The sequence below is a fragment of the Cryomorpha ignava genome (assembly GCF_010686655.1).
Classification (GTDB): domain Bacteria; phylum Bacteroidota; class Bacteroidia; order Flavobacteriales_D; family Cryomorphaceae; genus Cryomorpha; species Cryomorpha ignava.
Genome location: NZ_JAAGVY010000064.1, coordinates 1 through 15,747 on the forward strand (window position 1 = coordinate 1; position 15,747 = coordinate 15,747).

At 37.9% G+C, this 15,747-nt stretch carries 11 protein-coding genes; 7 read left to right on the top strand and 4 right to left on the bottom strand.

All coding sequences use genetic code 11. From position 1 onward, the window contains the following. From G3O08_RS19185 to G3O08_RS19195, 3 genes are all read left to right on the top strand, one after another. A partial coding sequence (locus G3O08_RS19185; RefSeq protein WP_163287071.1) for a DUF2339 domain-containing protein occupies positions 1–823 on the top strand: 823 nt, incomplete at its 5' end. Beyond that, positions 807–2,051 (top strand): DUF3999 family protein, encoded by a 1,245-nt coding sequence (locus tag G3O08_RS19190; RefSeq protein WP_163287072.1) that lies wholly within the window; start codon positions 807–809, stop codon positions 2,049–2,051. The genes G3O08_RS19185 and G3O08_RS19190, both read left to right, overlap by 17 nt. A gap of 135 nt (positions 2,052–2,186) precedes the next feature. Beyond that, a complete protein-coding gene (locus G3O08_RS19195; RefSeq protein WP_163287073.1) occupies positions 2,187–2,897 on the top strand; it encodes a L,D-transpeptidase family protein in 711 nt (236 codons plus the stop codon). 612 nt (positions 2,898–3,509) lie between these two features. On the opposite strand, the gene G3O08_RS19200 is transcribed toward G3O08_RS19195, so the two are convergent. The 3 genes from G3O08_RS19200 to G3O08_RS19210 form a co-directional block, all read right to left on the bottom strand. Next, the gene (locus tag G3O08_RS19200) at positions 3,510–4,013 is read right to left on the bottom strand and encodes a pyridoxamine 5'-phosphate oxidase family protein (protein ID WP_163287074.1); all 504 of its coding nucleotides are present in this window, start codon (positions 4,011–4,013) and stop codon (positions 3,510–3,512) included. A gap of 354 nt (positions 4,014–4,367) precedes the next feature. Continuing rightward, the gene (locus tag G3O08_RS19205) at positions 4,368–4,736 is read right to left on the bottom strand and encodes a response regulator (RefSeq protein ID WP_163287075.1); all 369 of its coding nucleotides are present in this window, start codon (positions 4,734–4,736) and stop codon (positions 4,368–4,370) included. 4 nt (positions 4,737–4,740) lie between these two features. Then, entirely contained in the window at positions 4,741–8,652 is a 3,912-nt protein-coding gene (locus tag G3O08_RS19210; protein WP_163287076.1) for a PAS domain S-box protein, read from the bottom strand. A gap of 133 nt (positions 8,653–8,785) precedes the next feature. Here G3O08_RS19210 and G3O08_RS19215 point away from each other — a divergent pair, with 133 nt between their 5' ends. From G3O08_RS19215 to G3O08_RS19230, 4 genes are all read left to right on the top strand, one after another. Next, positions 8,786–9,418: a class I SAM-dependent methyltransferase gene (locus tag G3O08_RS19215; protein ID WP_163287077.1), complete on the top strand. Its 633-nt coding sequence runs from the start codon at positions 8,786–8,788 to the stop codon at positions 9,416–9,418. 527 nt (positions 9,419–9,945) lie between these two features. After that, a complete protein-coding gene (locus G3O08_RS19220) occupies positions 9,946–10,482 on the top strand; it encodes an RDD family protein (RefSeq protein WP_163287078.1) in 537 nt (178 codons plus the stop codon). 12 nt (positions 10,483–10,494) lie between these two features. After that, positions 10,495–11,043, top strand: coding sequence for a hypothetical protein (locus tag G3O08_RS19225; RefSeq protein WP_163287079.1), 549 nt, complete (start codon positions 10,495–10,497; stop codon positions 11,041–11,043). 144 nt (positions 11,044–11,187) lie between these two features. Next, positions 11,188–12,498 carry a hypothetical protein gene (locus G3O08_RS19230; RefSeq protein ID WP_163287080.1) on the top strand — a complete coding sequence of 437 codons (1,311 nt, stop codon included), beginning with the start codon at positions 11,188–11,190 and terminating at the stop codon, positions 12,496–12,498. Positions 12,499–12,553: 55 nt separating this feature from the next. Here the strand turns inward: G3O08_RS19230 and G3O08_RS19235 are convergent. Next, positions 12,554–15,747: T9SS type A sorting domain-containing protein (locus G3O08_RS19235; protein WP_163287081.1), on the bottom strand; the 3,194-nt coding region annotated here is incomplete at its 5' end.

A 15,747-nucleotide genomic window follows, 5' to 3' on the forward strand; every position in this document is an offset into this window, starting at 1 on the left:
TATAATTCTTATTCTGGTATCATACTTTACTTTTCAAATAGAAATATCAGGGTATTTCGATCAACTTATTACAAAGTCGAGCTATTATTTTACACCGGAAGGTCAGGATTGGGAAAATTATTATTGGGATAGTGATCTGTCGCAATTCAAATCCATTTGGCTGATCAACTATAGCCTGCTATTTGTGGCCATACTCACTTTTATCAATATCAAAAAGCTAAAAGAAGAAACTTTTGGGTATATAAATCTGTTTTTGAATGCATTAACAATATCTGCGTTTCTGGTGGCTGGACTTTTTGTTTTAAGCGAGCTGCGTGAATCATATTTAGATCCATCACTAAACGAAAATTATGAAGCAGGGATTTTCAATATCCTTATCAGGTATATCTCATTCCTGTTTGTTGCCGGTACACTTTACGTTTTTTATCAGTATTCATTGCAAAGTTTTATCAGAGCTCCACTCAAATTGCCGTTTGGGTTCTTGCTTCACGTCACAATATTATGGGTTGCGAGCAGCGAATTAATCCACTGGCTCCATATTGCCGGAAACGGGCAGCAATACAAACTCGGGTTGAGTATTTTATGGGGTGTTTATGCGCTAATTCTTATCAGCCTGGGTATTTGGAAAAGAAAACAATATTTACGGATTGGTGCCTTTGCGCTTTTTGGGATAACCCTTCTGAAGCTATTCTTCTACGATATAACTCATTTAACCACCATAGCCAAAACAATCGTTTTTGTATCGCTGGGTGTATTGCTGCTTATCATTTCATTTCTTTACAATAAATATAAAGCAAATATTGCCGATGATAAAAATAGCTAGACTCCTTTTTCCGGTATTGTTATTGATGAGTGCTATGGCCTTTGGGCAAATAAATAGCTACGGATACAAACGCGAATTATTAGGAGTAACCGATCGATGGCATACTATTGAGCTTCCGCAAGATGTTTTGGCGAAAATGCAGAACAAACTTTCTGATATGCGCATTTATGGTATAACAAATGATGATGACACGCTGGAAGTGCCGTACTTGCTAAATGTTTTGGCTACCGAAAATGTGGAGAAAAAAGTTGGTTTTAGTATGCTCAATTTCTCTAAAAATGAAATCGGATATTTTTATACTTTTCAAATTGACAACGAAGATTTAATTAATCAAATTTCTCTCAATTTTTATAAATCTAATTTTGACTGGCGGATTAAGCTGGAGGGTAGCCAGAATCAAAATGAGTGGTTTACCATTCTTGACGACTACCGTATTCTGGACATTCACACCGACGACACAAAATTTAATTTCACAAAGCTTAATTTCCCGGATAGTCGCTACGCATTTTATCGACTTGTAATAAAAAGCCAAACTGACCCAAAATTTGAGAGTGCTTCTATTTCCAGCCGACAGATCAACGAAGGGAAGATAAACACCTATCCTATTTCGGTAATTGAAGTATCCAAAAAAAACAGCAAAACTAGCGTTTATGATTTGGGGCTTGGCGAAACGGTTCGAATTAGTTCTATTTCTATTTCAGTAAAAAGTGATTTTGAATATTACCGCCCCATTATTATCAAGCAGCTCATAGATAGCATTGAGACAGAAAAAGGTATGAAATATACCTACCAAACTTTGGCCAACGGAACATTAAATTCTTTTGAACCAAATACATTCAGCTTTGCTGCTATTAACGCTTCTCGACTTAAAATAATGATTGAAAATGGTGATAATCAACCATTAGAAATTGGCGATATTACCGCACATGGATTTATGCACGAGCTTGTTGCCCGATTCACAGAAGCAAAAGCAGATTACTATCTCGCTTATGGAAATCTAAATTCGGCAAAACCACGTTATGATATTGCCCGATTTAAAGACAGTATTCCGACAAGTTTAGCTGCATTAAGTCTGGGAGATGCCACTCTAATCCCAAAGAAAGATCAAAAAACCACTTTGCCTTTATTTGAAAGCAAGCGATGGCTTTGGGCTATACTTATTTTAGTTATTGCCTTGCTAGGTTGGTTTTCACTCAAAATGATGCGTGCAAAAACGAAAAATAAATAGCGTAACACCTTCATTAATACCTTGCAATTTTATGCAATAATTAAGGCAATTATTGAGTTAGAGCTGAGTTGTCATTAAAACTTTCACCGATATCTACACTAAATTTTGACTCGTTTATTTATCATATTTGCACTGATGATTATCTCTGAATCCGGATTTAAAACCGAGCAGCTCAATTACTCAAGGGTTCGTGATGCTTATGCGAATAATGAGAGCGCCATCAAGGAGCTACTACGCCGAAATAGTATCAATGAAAAAAGCTTTTCCATTTATCTACGTGCGTTTAAGCAAGAAAAGCTAATTGAACTTTGGGTAAAAGAATTCTCCGTCGATTCTTACAAACTATTAAAAACTTATAGTGTTTGCAAAAAATCCGGGGATGTAGGGCCAAAACGAAAACAAGGTGACAAGCAGGTTCCCGAAGGGTTTTATCACATAGATAGATTCAATCCCAAAAGTAAATTTCACCTTTCTCTCGGTATCAATTATCCCAATAAATCTGACCGGATTCTTGGCAATGAAAACCCCGGAAGTGATATTTTTATTCATGGGGCTTGCGAAACCATCGGCTGCATGCCCATAACCGATATAAAGATAGAGGAACTTTATGTGTTTTGCGTGGAAGCCAGAAACAATGGACAATCTACGATTCCAATCACTATTTTTCCTTGCAAGCTTGCTGATGAAAGCTTTCTAGATCTTAAAGCAAACTATGAAAACGAACGTGCTCATATCGGTTTGTGGACTGACCTTAAAAAGGCATATGATTTGTTTGATCAGTCAAAAAAGCTTCCGCGAATTGATTTTTTGCCAAATGGCAGACATCGAATTCTTGCAGGAAAATAATCACAGTAATTATTTAGAAGAGTTGAAAATTTATGGTACTCGTAAAATCTTCAAAGAATAGCACTTCGCAGAAGAAGCCCCTCAACATGAAATTCACACCTCATATTTCAGATAGAGAAGACTTCGATCTTATCCTTATTGCTAAAAATAATAATAATAATGAATGGCAACCGGATGCTACAGAACTAGCCAGAGTAGAACTAATAAAGCGCGATTTTTCTGATTGTGAGATCGACAACGGTTGCCTGAAAATATTTGAAGATGGGAAGCGTGGATATGGGTCGATACAGGGAAAATGCTTTCGATTACAAAGAAAGACTCCGAGTATCAAGATTATATTAAGTAGCATAGCCAGTAAAATACCAATCCAGATTTGTGTAAATAAAAGATCCTTAACTATTTGTGGAGTTTAGTAAGGAGCGTTGAAAATCAATTTTTAGTGCGTATTGAAAATAGTGAATTACAAAAAACAAATCCTTGAGTTTTTTTTAGCATCTTTACCAATTAGTTTTCCAATTTAAAATTGGTAGTCCCCTTTTAGATTTAGGTATTTTAATTGTAGAAAGCATCCAATTCCTTCACGGTTTTGGATGCTTTTATTTTAATGCTGAATTAAACCTTTATATCTCCCTGTCGACCATCGTTTAAATTAACTCCGGTAATTGCCGTTGCAGCAAATTTTAAAAAGCTCACAAATTTTCCTGACTTCGTGTCCCAATAATGAGCCTCATCAGGCATCACTTTAACAACAGATATGCGTGGATCTTCTTTTCCTTCCTTAAACCAGGCTTTTGCAATTGGATTCCAAAGTTCATTAATTAAACCCTGATCTCTTGATATTTCTACTCTTCCCTTTATTGTGCAATACGAATTGTCTTTTGAATTGGTATAAAGCAAATCAACTTTAGGATTATTCATAATTTGATCATTTAAATCTGATAACCTGTCGCTAAGAAACCAAATATTGCCATATCCATCTGTTTTATTAGTAGCCATTGGTCTGGCTTTAAGTTCGCCCGATGTGTCGTGCGTACAAAACATGCAGGTTTTTTCATGCGTCAATTCTTGTAGTTTTTCAATAGCTTCCTGATCGTAAACGTTTTTTGTATTTCCCATGATAAAAATTTTTTGAAATGAACCAACAACCTTAGAAAAACCGTTCCAAAAATACAACCTTACATCTTACCTTCTAATTTTCAAAGGCTTAAGAGTGTTTTAAGCAATAAAATGTAAAATAAACAGGGCATGATTTTCCGCACGAGTGTGGAATCGGAATAACCACCTTGTCATGATTGTATAACCACCTTGTCATGATTGTATAACCACCTTGTCACGATTGTATACTTTTCTAAGAATCACGATCAGATTTAAAAGATCTTTAAGTATCAACTTATTGTCACTTACTCCTTCGAACTTCAGGAGCAACAGTGAATATGAGAAATGAAGAACACCAAACAATAGCGCATCACACTACAGCGCTTCGTGCACTTTTTCAAAGAGGTTTTTCATGTCAAACGGTTTGGCCAAAAAGAAATCAGATCCTGCCTTAAGGCAATCATGCTTAGCTGTAGGATGAGCAGATATCATAATGATTGGAATGTCTGAAAACGCTTTATTTGCCTTCAGCTTTTTGCAAATTTCCCTTCCATCACTACCGGACAGCAACATATCCATTAAGATTAAATTAGGCCTTTTCTTAAGAAGATGCTCTTCCAGTTTATCAGTATTGGTTCTTACATCTACCAAATAGCCTTTCAATGTGAGCATTGCTTTGAGCATAAAAACAATATCTTCATTGTCGTCAATAATAAGTATATGGGTATTGTCAGGCGCTTTCATTTGTTTAATTTAAATCTGTAGGTATAGAAAAACTAAAAGTTGAACCTTTTCCAGGCTCGCTTTCTACTCGTATTTTCCCCTTGTGCCGCTCAATAATTTCAGCGGCTATATTCAGTCCAATACCAAAACCAGGATACGTCTTTTCATCTTTGCCCTCCACTCGATAAAATCTTTCAAAAATTTTCTTCTGGTTCTTTTTACTAATTCCAATTCCCAAATCTCTTACCGAAATAGTCATGCTTTCCTTCTCAAATTTATGGACTACAAACACATCACAATTACCATTTGAATATTTTATGGCATTGGTTAAAAAGTTTATTAGTACCTGCCCTAATCGCTCTTTGTCGGCGAAGACCTCTCTATTTTGGCTCTCCTTAAAAAAGATACTGCATGTGCTATTAATCTGCTGAATTTCAGAAATATACTCTCTAAGGAATTCGTTTACAGAAAAAGTTGATTTATTTAGCACAAGGTGTCCCGATTTTATTTTGGATAGATCCAACAGATCGGAAATGAGGCTTGTAAGGGTGATTATTTGGCGGTCAACAATATTTAATGAATTGATCAAAAATTCATCATCAGTTTCGGAATACATGCTCTGCAATATTTGCACATAACCTTTTATGGATGTTACAGGTGTTTTTAACTCGTGGCTCGCCATACCGATAAAGAAATCCTTTTGCTCTTCTAATTCCTTCATTTTCTGAATATCGGTGCTGGCCCCAACCCACATCAATATATTGCCATCTCGATCCTTTTGTGGAATAGCCCGACTCAGCTGCCATCTATACTCACCATCATAACGCTCGAACCGATGTTCAAAAAGGAAATCAACACCAGATTTCATAGATGTTAGCCATACTTCAATATTTCTCTCTCTATCATCGGCATGCACCATATTTATCCATCCTCCCCCTAACAGTTCGGTATGGTTCATTCCGGAATAATCATATACCGAATTATTAAAATAGGTGAGATTTCCTTTGGGATCGCTGGTCCAAACAAATTGGGGCATAGTATTGGCAAGCGTTCTAAATGTTTGTTCACTGTCTTCAAGCGCTTTCTGCTGAAGCATTTCTACTGTAATATCTCTCACGGTACCAATAATATTTAAAGGGTTTTCATTATCATCAAAAAACACTTTACCGTGAACACTTATCCATGCCAACTTTCCATTGATTTTTAAAATGCGTGCCTCGTATTTATAAATCCCCGTTGCTAAAGCTACTTTCATTGCTCGTTTAACAACGTTTTCAACGTCATCTTCGAAAATCTGATTTCTAAACGCTTCATAAGAAATTTTCTTATCAGCAGGTTGCCCAAATATTTCAGATAGCCGTGGTGAATGAACTAGCGTTCTATTTGCTAAATATAATTCCCATGTGGCCAATTCAGTTGCTTCAGTTGCTATACGAATACGCTCTTCAGCATTTTCTAGCGATTTTCTCGATTCAATTTTTGAGGTAACATCATTGGCGGTAACAATTATTCCAGATACCAAACCGGCTTCATCCAACAATGGCGCGTATTCGAAATCTATATAAAACCTTTTTAATTCTTCGCCATGCTTTATTATTGCAACACTCTCGGTATCACTCTGTTTTTTTCCGTCTTTTAGTACATTCTTTAATAATTGCGGATATTTTTGCTCATGAAGCTCCGGAAAAACATCGAGTAAATTTCTTCCAATTACCTCATCTTGTGTTTTTTGCCAAAAGGTATTTAGCATTTTTGAATTAGCCATTTCAATTACAAGGTCATCACCACGCAATACCGTCATGGCCATAGGCGACTCCCTAACCATACTTCTGAAGTGCTGTTCACTTTGAGCGAGTGTCTTTTTGGCATTAACAGCATCAGTTACCTCGGTTGCAATAACCATTATCCCCGAAACCAAATTGTTTGTTTCAATTAAAGGATGATAAGTTAAATTAAAGAAGGTAAGTTCTTCGACTCCATTGCGCTTTAAATTCACTGGAAGTTCTGGCGCATGAAATGGCACTCCAGTTGCGAAAACCTCTTTGAAAGTAGGCTCAATGGCGTTTCGGACTTCGGGTAGAAGCGTAAAGATAGGTTGGTTTAGCACTTCTTCTTCTTCCCGGTTTATTATTTGAAGGTAGGTTTCATTTGCAAGCTCAAAAACAAAATCTTCTCCGCGCACAATCGCAATTCCCAGTGGAGCCTGCTTAACAGATTCCCGAAAACGCCTCTCACTTTCTTCTAATTTTATATTCGCCAGGTTTAAATCAGTAACATCTGCGGCAGTATTCATTATGCCGTAAATACTGCCTTTGGTATCGTACAACGGCGTAAACTCATAATTAAAAAAGAAAGGCTTTAACTCACCATCAGTCTCAATATTAACGCTTTGATTGCGGGCTCTAAACGGCTCTCCCTCTGTATAAACTTTATCGAGCTGTTTAAAAATTCCCTGATTTTCCAATTCAGGATTAATTGTTTTATAAGACTTGCCGATCACATCATTACCCTTTCCCCAGGCGTCAATTATAGACTGATTTGCAAGTTCAACTTTCATTTCAGCTCCAATATATACACCGATAGGAAATGGGGCATTATCTATCACATTTTTAACACGTTGCCCGCTTTCTTCAATTTTTAAACGAGCCAAAATTTGCTCTGTTACGTCTATACCCATTGCCATAACTGCGCGCACATTCTCGTCAGAATCATAAATGGGTTCAAAAGAAAAGCTGATATAAGTAGGTTCTAAATTTCCGTCCCTTAAAAGATTAATCAGTTTTTCACTCGTTCTAAAGGGTACTTCTGTGGCATATACTGATTCGAGTAAATCAGGTATCCCTTGCTCTACCAATTCAGGTATTGCCTTACGGATTGGAATTCCAATAATTTCTTTTTCAGTTCTTCCCCATAATTTCAGTGCCCGCGAATTGGCCATTTCAATGACCAAATCGGATCCACTGAAAATGCCAATTGCTACCGGAGCCTGATCAATTATTAATCGAAGGTGGCGCTCGTTTTCAACGAGTTTGCGTGCATTGATTTCACTCTCGGTAATATCCTGTAAGGTGCCATTAAAACGAAAGGCTTCTTTTTGTTCATTAAACCATGCGCGTCCTTTGGCACGAACTATTCGCTTCCGTTTTCCATTGGGATGCTGAAGGGTGTAGATAATATCATACTGCCCACCTTTTTCATATTCGAGCGCGATTTTAATATCACGGATTACATTTTCTCTTTCAGATTCGCTAATGGCATCAATTGCATCCTGCAAGTTTACTTGTCCTTTTGTGGACAGACCATGCCATTTTTTAAAACGATCGTTGGCCGAAAAGATGTTAGTAGCCGGATTAAATTCAAATGTTCCTAACTTGCCAGCCTCAATTGCAAATTCTAACTGGGAATTACTTTCCTTTAGAGCTAACTCTGTTTTCTTCTTTTCAGTAGTTTCAACTACTGTGACCAAGATACCACCTACATCTCCATTATCAATAAAAATAGGAGAGTATGAAAAATCAAAATATACTGTTTCCGGATATCCGTTTCTATCAATCTGCAATTCGTAATCTTCAAAGCTTACCGCCTCACCATTCATCACCTTTTCGTAAAGGGGCTCTATTATATGCCAAAATTCACCGAAAGTGACTTTGGAACTGATGCCAAGTGCATCTGGATGTTTATTTTTTCCAATAATCGGAATGTATCCATCGTTGTATATCTGCGTAAATTCACGACCCCAGGCTATATAATTACCAAAAGGATTATTGAGCATTACAGCTACCATCGTTTTAAGGCTATGATGCCAGCGGTCGGGATCGCCCAACGGCGTTCCAGTCCAATTTTTGTGACGCACCAATTCGCCCATCTTACCTCCTCCTTTCAAAAAAGGCTGTGAATTAATCACTTTGGTATTTGATGATGATTTAGTTGATGCCATTGCATGGTTAAAAATCTACGAAAATACACAATTTTTCTCGTCTTGATATCGTAAATTGCAAATCTGAAACAGGCTGCGAATCATTTGAATAGTCTATTAAGAAATCAACTTTTTAATCTAATATAAGCATGCCATGAGCAGATATCAGGAAACATTCTCAACTTGGAATAAAATAGCTGCTACATACTCAGCCAAATTCATGGAGCTTGAGCTCTATAATACTGGCTATGAGAATTTTTGTAATCTTTTGCCGAAAAAAGAACCAGAAGTTCTGGAAATAGGATGTGGTCCCGGAAATATTTCAAAATACATATTTTCCCATATTGTCGATGCGGAAGTAGTAGGAATAGATGTGGCGCCAGCCATGATAGAATATGCAAAACTGTATAATCCGGCAGGTAGCTATTATGAAATGGACGCAAGGAATATTCAAATGATATCAAAACGATTTCACGGCATCGTATGCGGGTTTTGCATTCCTTATCTCTCTAAACCAGACGTGAAGAAGTTAATAAAAGATTGCCGTCAGTTGCTTTACAGCGATGGTGTTTTATACCTGAGTTTCGTTGATGGAAAATACGCAAAATCCGGTTTTCAAACAGGGAGTACCGGCCACAGAACTTATTTTTATTTTCATGAAAGTGATTACATTCTTAAATGCCTGAATAAATGTGGCTTTGAACTGATCGAAAAATCAACCGTGAATTACAACAAAACCGACGGAACAAAAGAAGAACATACTATTATGATTGCCAGGATTGTTTAAATTGTATTGAGTATTGAGTATTGAGTATTTAGTATTTAGTAGTGAGTATTGCGTAGTGAGTATTGCGTAGTGAGTATTGCGTAGTGAGTATTGCGTAGTGAGTATTGCGTAGTGAGTATTGCGTATTAAGGAAAATAGTAGAATTATCGTAAGACCCTGAAAGTGTGTTGAAAATTAACTCGACGCTCTGTATTGAGCACTCTAGATTTTGTTGATTCAAGTTTGGAGGGGTACATATGAAAAAAAAATAGAGTTACCCACCTAGCTAGCGAGATGCGTTGCACTGAGCTTGTAGAAGTGTTAGTATTTTCAAATTGTTACACGACAGCACGACCCTCTCAAAAAATTAAAGAATTTAAAAATCTTATCTCATATTCATTCTTATGAAAATAAAATGTGGGGCTCTCAAATACAAATTAGAGCTAATCATTTATCTTTCAGCTTAAAATCATCTTACTTCTAAATTAAATCAATTTTTATTTGATTTATTTTAAGATTTCTTCATCTTTAGGCATTAATTAAAAGCTATGACTACAGAAATACTAGATGAAGAGAGGCTAAAATCAATTGAAGCACCCTCGGATTTTGTTCTCGCAGAACGATCGAAAAGATTTGTTAACTTACTGGTTGACACGATCATATTTTATATTTTCTTTATTGCGGTCGCTGTGGTATTTATTTTATTAGATGATATTCTCGGCTCTTCCTATACGCTGGAAATGCTCGATGCACCCATTTTGGGACGACTCCTGTCGGCAGTGTTTTATTTCCTGTTTTTTGTTTGTCTCGAATGGGCTCTCAAAGGGCGTACAGTCGGAAAATACATTACCAATACCAAGACGGTGATGCACGATGGGTCGCCGTTAACTTTCAGCGCCATTCTAAAAAAATCAGGTAGCCGACTCGTACCTTTCGAAGCATTTTCTTTTTTTGGTAGCGATTCTCGTGGAATTCACGATAGGTGGAGCGACACAGCAGTTGTGGATCTCAAGAAAGTGAAAGTTGAGAATAGTCGTAACGCTTTATCATCACTAACGGACCAGGGCCTAACCCCTGCGTACTAGCTGCAAACAAAAATGAAAGCCATAAAATTCCTCATCCTTGTTTTATTTGTTACAATTTTCAATAACATTTTGTTCGGGTTTGCCAATGAGGCTAGCTGCGGTTTTTTGGCAAACAATCAAGACAGCCTTATAATTCGAAGTATCGTCCCCGAAAAGGAGTTGGTGATTCACGAAGGTGATAAAATTCAAATTTGGCTACTTGACAAATCAATTTACCTAGGGAACTTTGTATCTTTAAACGGTGATAGTTTGCAACTTTCAATGGACGATCGAGCAATGACTTTTCACGTAGATCAGATTAAAAAATTAAAACTCTACTCTTCCACTGCAGCCCAAATAGCAGGCACGGTCTTAATTGTAATTGGAGCCGCCGCTATTGTTGTGAGCGGCGCGGGTTTGATTTTAGGAGCTATTTTTTTATCGATAGATACTATTTTTATAGGTGCTTTTATCATTTCAGGTATTCTAACCGGTGGATTAGGTTTTGGAATCCTGAAAATTGGCGAAGCCATAACAGGTCGAAAGTGTAATTTGCAAAATAGATGGCATATTGTTCATTAGATTTTCCAGCCTTAGGTAGACCCTGATTTCTACATCTCATGCCTTTAATCGGCTGGTACTACCATTCCTTTATCATTGCATTCCATGGGTGGTTTGGCCGTCTATATTTTATGGAAACCCGATAAAGTAAGCATCTCAATTTTGATGCTAAAATTTACACACGTCCTCACCATTTTTTATTTTCTGCTACCGCAGATTGTGCTTTGTCAGGTTGTCCAATTTAAGATCGCTGACAAAACTTCTGGTCAGCCAATTGTAAATGTACATATTGAACATCGCGGAAAGCACGCGATTTCAAATAGAAATGGATTGGTTTTGATGAAAATTATGGATAAGCAAAAAGTTCATGTTTCGCACATTAGCTATCGCGATACTTCCTTTTTACTCGCACCGCCTTTTCCCAATCATATAATTTTGGAATTAGAATCACAGATTAATACACTTCCGGAAGTACGGGTTGACACAAAACCAATACGAATCTTTGCTCCGGCCAAAACCCATGTTTTCGATTTTGAGTTTTGGAACGACAGCTTATTGGTTATGACTTATGAAAGGGAAAAACTTTTTAGAAAAGGAAATGAGCAGTGCAAATCAATGTATATCGGCTGCAAGCTATTGCTGATTTCGCCAATTGGTTCTATCATTGACTCTCTTCCCCTACCCGATTTAATCCATGGCTTCTACAAAGATCCACTTGGCCAAGTCTTTATTCTCGGTGTCAATAAAATAGCACTTATCGACTTTAAATTGGGTAGGCTCCTACTTTCAGAATTAGACCCCGAGGAATTTGATGTTTACATAAAACCACTTTGCGGTGCATCAGCGACTCACTATTTCTTTAGCGATTACGAATGGGATTATCCGGAATTCAACTATTTCGCTTTGAGTAAAAATTCGGATAAGAAGAATCTTGTGAGAACGATTAGAGACGACTTTACAATGGAGCTTTTCAGAGCTGAATACAAGTATCTTTCTAATCATGACAAGCTAAAAGCCATAAGACTGGAATATAAAACAGGAATCGACAAAGAGATTTTCGGGGCATATATGAGCGGGTTTCCTAACCATCTTTACTATCAGAAGCTCTATGCTCCTCTTTTTAATTTTGGCGACAGTGTGTTTATTTTTGACCAACATTCAAGTCAAATTTTCTTGCATACGGCAAGCGGTGCAAATCTTGACTCAATAGAAATACAATACCTTCAAAACCACACGTTGAAGTTTAAGGATGAAATTATTAATGATAGCAAAACCAGAGCATTCTATGGGGTTTTTGAAAAATCTGGAATAAAAGCACTTCGTAAAATTGATCCGTTTTCGGGCGAAAGCCACGAGGTCATAAATCTTTATTATTCTTATCCCGAAAAAATAAAAGTGCTCAACGACAAAGTTTTTTATATCTACCGCAAAACGGGCGGATCAAACACAAAACATTTATTTGTGGAACAGATATAGAAAAATCCCGACCGGCGAACCGATCGGGATTTTACACTGCTTTCTGTTATTCAAATTATCTCGCGATCATAAATTTCTCGATGATTGTGCTATTGTTTGTAGTCAATCGGTAAATGTAAACTCCGTTTGGAAGATCGCTTCCGTTAAAGTCAACAGTGTAAACCTGATCTTTATTAGCAATCTGATTAAAGATTGTACCTACATTTCTTCCATTCATGTCGTACACTTCAAGTGTAGTAGATACCGTACTTGGTACGCTAAATATCACCTTTGATGCACCGGCAGTAGGATTCGGTTGTGAACTCAACACTGCTGTTCGCTCCATATCTGTATCAAATGCAGCGTTATAAGTTCCCGCCATTTGTGGAGGAGTGTCTTCATCTATTGCACATTCCACTCCAGTAAGGTCTCCCCATAGCAAGCTAATTCCTGTTTCGAAAACTGAACCTGGTACGAGTGCACCGGCTGCAGGATCTACTTCATAAAATTGAGATCCACCATCACCATTGGCCACCATAAAGTTTCCATTTGGCATTAAGGCAACACCGTGAATGTTTGTCAATGGAACAGTAAATGAACCACCTGCAGTTAGATTGGTAAATGACTGGAGATATCTTTGGATATACCACAAATCTCCGTTTCCATCAAATACAAGGTCACCGCCATTCACATTTATTGATACAGACGCAGATGCTATACCAGTACTTGGGTCTATAAGATAAACCTTGTTGTGATTATACGATGCTGCATAGAGAATTCCATTTCTATATACCGCGTTTGGAACATTCGGAATATTTTGGCCACCTGCTGTTTTCATTTCAATTGGCCCGCCTATTTGACTGTTAGTCTCAATATCCCAAACGATAAAGCTTGAGCTACCCTGAACAGTTTTTACCAAGTACAGCTCTCCTTCATTACCTTCAGGCGAATATGCGATACCATGGCATGGGAAATCAACTGTAGTTAACAACGTATTGCTTGTTGTATTATCCGGGTTGATAGTCATGGCATAGATTTCGGTAATTCCACCTACACCCAGATTTTGATCGTGAGCCAGATACATTACAAACTCACAATCATCAGTACCAGGATCACCGCTAAAGCACCCTCCTGCCATATCTCCATCTACAAGGGTAAACAAGTTACCTTCTGAATCACGAGCTGTTAGTTCTAAAGCATTCGAACCGTCAATATCATACTTAACGAATGAATTAGATCCGGCACCATGAGCTACGAGCAATCCATTTGTAGGAGTACCGGAAGCACCATTTATATTTGCAGCAATGTTCGCAACAAACACATCATCACCAGAAGTGATATTGTAAAGTTTAGAAACAGTATTTCCTCTTTCTATCAGGAATACTTCACCATTGCTTAGAATTATGTCGCCACCACTTACCGGAACGCTTGCGGCAAACACAGTTTTAGCCCCTGTAATAGGATCAACTTTATACACCTTATTCTGATTTGCACTTCCTATAAACAATTTTTCGTCCGTAGGATCGTATGCGACAGCATAAGTACTATTCAACCCTGAAAGAGGTGTGTTTAACAACAGGTTACCAACCATATCATAAGTGCTGATACTGCTACCGTTTCCATTAACCACGTAGAGTAGTTCGTCTTGTTCATTAACGGCAATATGTCCGTTAATTCCAGATTCAAACAATTCAGTAAGAATCACGTCGCCTCCTACAATTGTTCCTTCAAATACAGTTCCATTAGCCACTCCCGGAGTGTTATTTGCAATATAGAAGTACTTGAAGTTTGTACAATCTTCCAGGTCTCCACCATCTCCACAACCGGAAGCCATGTCGCCATTATTCGCTGTAAAAACTGCGCCACCAAGAGTGATATCGTATGTGCGAACAACACCTGTTGAAGTTACATCGACTTCGGTCATTACACTACTACCGCTGTTGGTCATAACTGCACCCGAAGAATTATTAGCGGCAGCCAACCCATTGATATTTGCCGGAATAGATCCTACAAGTATTGGGCTGCCAGCCTCAACAATCTCATACAGTTTGTTTCCGTCTCGTGTACCAAGAAATAGTTTACCATTTTGGAAAGCAAGATCACCACCTTGAACAGCTCCATTGGCAAAGAATGTATGTGAACCATCTCCATTCGGATCAACCGTATAAATCTTATTTGCATTGTCGCTACCCAAGTAGAGCAATCCGTCCGCGTCGTTGTAAACAACTGCATATAAGCCATTTAAACCAGAATCCAATGGTAAATCTCCAAGCGAGACATTCGTACTCACGCTGTAAGCGCGAACGAATGATCCATTAGCATTTGCTAAATAAACTACATCGTCAGATGCACTGTATGCAATATGAGCTTCGAACTGAACATTTGTGAGGAATTCTAGTTGTGCTTCATTGCCTACAAAGTTAACTCTGTAAAGATTTGACCCGCTGACTCCAGGACCATGATTAACGTAGAATGTAGAGAAGTTCTCACAGTCACCATCATTATTACAGTCGTCGCCACCTATTGTAAGGTCAAGGTAGAAAGTATGCGGACATACACCACTTTCGTCGACATAGCTGTATAGACCAGTCTCTGTATAAATTTCACCATTCCACTCATAAGGGCTACAAGTAGCAACCTCTTCAGTAGATTCTGTTGGAAGTGTAATTGTTAAGTCTAATGAATCGGTTTGTACACATCCGGCATCATTTAGGCCATCAACGATATATAACCCTGATTCAAGGTATTCAACACCCATCCACTCAAAGGACTCACACGCCTCAACTTCTGCATAAGAACTTGAAGAGTAGTTGATAGTCAATTGAAGTGAATCAACTTTAGCACATCCTACAGCTGTTTCACCAGTGTTGATGTACAGACCACTTTCGGTGTAAGTCATTCCCATCCACTCATAAGAATCACAAGCCGTGGCTTCATCGTATGAGCTAGAGTCGTAGTTGATTGTCAGTTGAAGTGAGTCAACGATGGCACATCCGTTTGGAGTTTCGCCATTATTGATGTAAAGTCCACTTACATTGTATTCTTCACCGTTCCACTCGAAGCTGTTACACTCGGTAACTTCTGTGTATGAGCTTAATGAACCATTGATTGTCAATTGTAATGAGTCAACTTTAGCACATCCTGCAGCTGTTTCACCAGTGTTGATGTACAGACCACTTTCGGTGTAAGTCATTCCCATCCAATCGTAGCTGTCGCATTCTGCAACTTCCTGGTATGAGCTTTCAGAATAGTTGATGGTCAAGTGAGTCA

Excerpts from the sequence above, each read along its gene's own strand:
- G3O08_RS19215 (WP_163287077.1), top strand. The coding sequence starts at position 8,786 with ATGAGCAGATATCAGGAAACATTCTCAACTTGGAATAAAATAGCTGCT.
- G3O08_RS19220 (WP_163287078.1), top strand. The coding sequence starts at position 9,946 with ATGACTACAGAAATACTAGATGAAGAGAGGCTAAAATCAATTGAAGCA.
- G3O08_RS19195 (WP_163287073.1), top strand. The coding sequence starts at position 2,187 with ATGATTATCTCTGAATCCGGATTTAAAACCGAGCAGCTCAATTACTCA.
- G3O08_RS19210 (WP_163287076.1), bottom strand. The coding sequence starts at position 8,652 with ATGGCATCAACTAAATCATCATCAAATACCAAAGTGATTAATTCACAG.
- G3O08_RS19225 (WP_163287079.1), top strand. The coding sequence starts at position 10,495 with ATGAAAGCCATAAAATTCCTCATCCTTGTTTTATTTGTTACAATTTTC.
- G3O08_RS19200 (WP_163287074.1), bottom strand. The coding sequence starts at position 4,013 with ATGGGAAATACAAAAAACGTTTACGATCAGGAAGCTATTGAAAAACTA.
- G3O08_RS19190 (WP_163287072.1), top strand. The coding sequence starts at position 807 with ATGATAAAAATAGCTAGACTCCTTTTTCCGGTATTGTTATTGATGAGT.
- G3O08_RS19205 (WP_163287075.1), bottom strand. The coding sequence starts at position 4,736 with ATGAAAGCGCCTGACAATACCCATATACTTATTATTGACGACAATGAA.
- G3O08_RS19230 (WP_163287080.1), top strand. The coding sequence starts at position 11,188 with ATGCTAAAATTTACACACGTCCTCACCATTTTTTATTTTCTGCTACCG.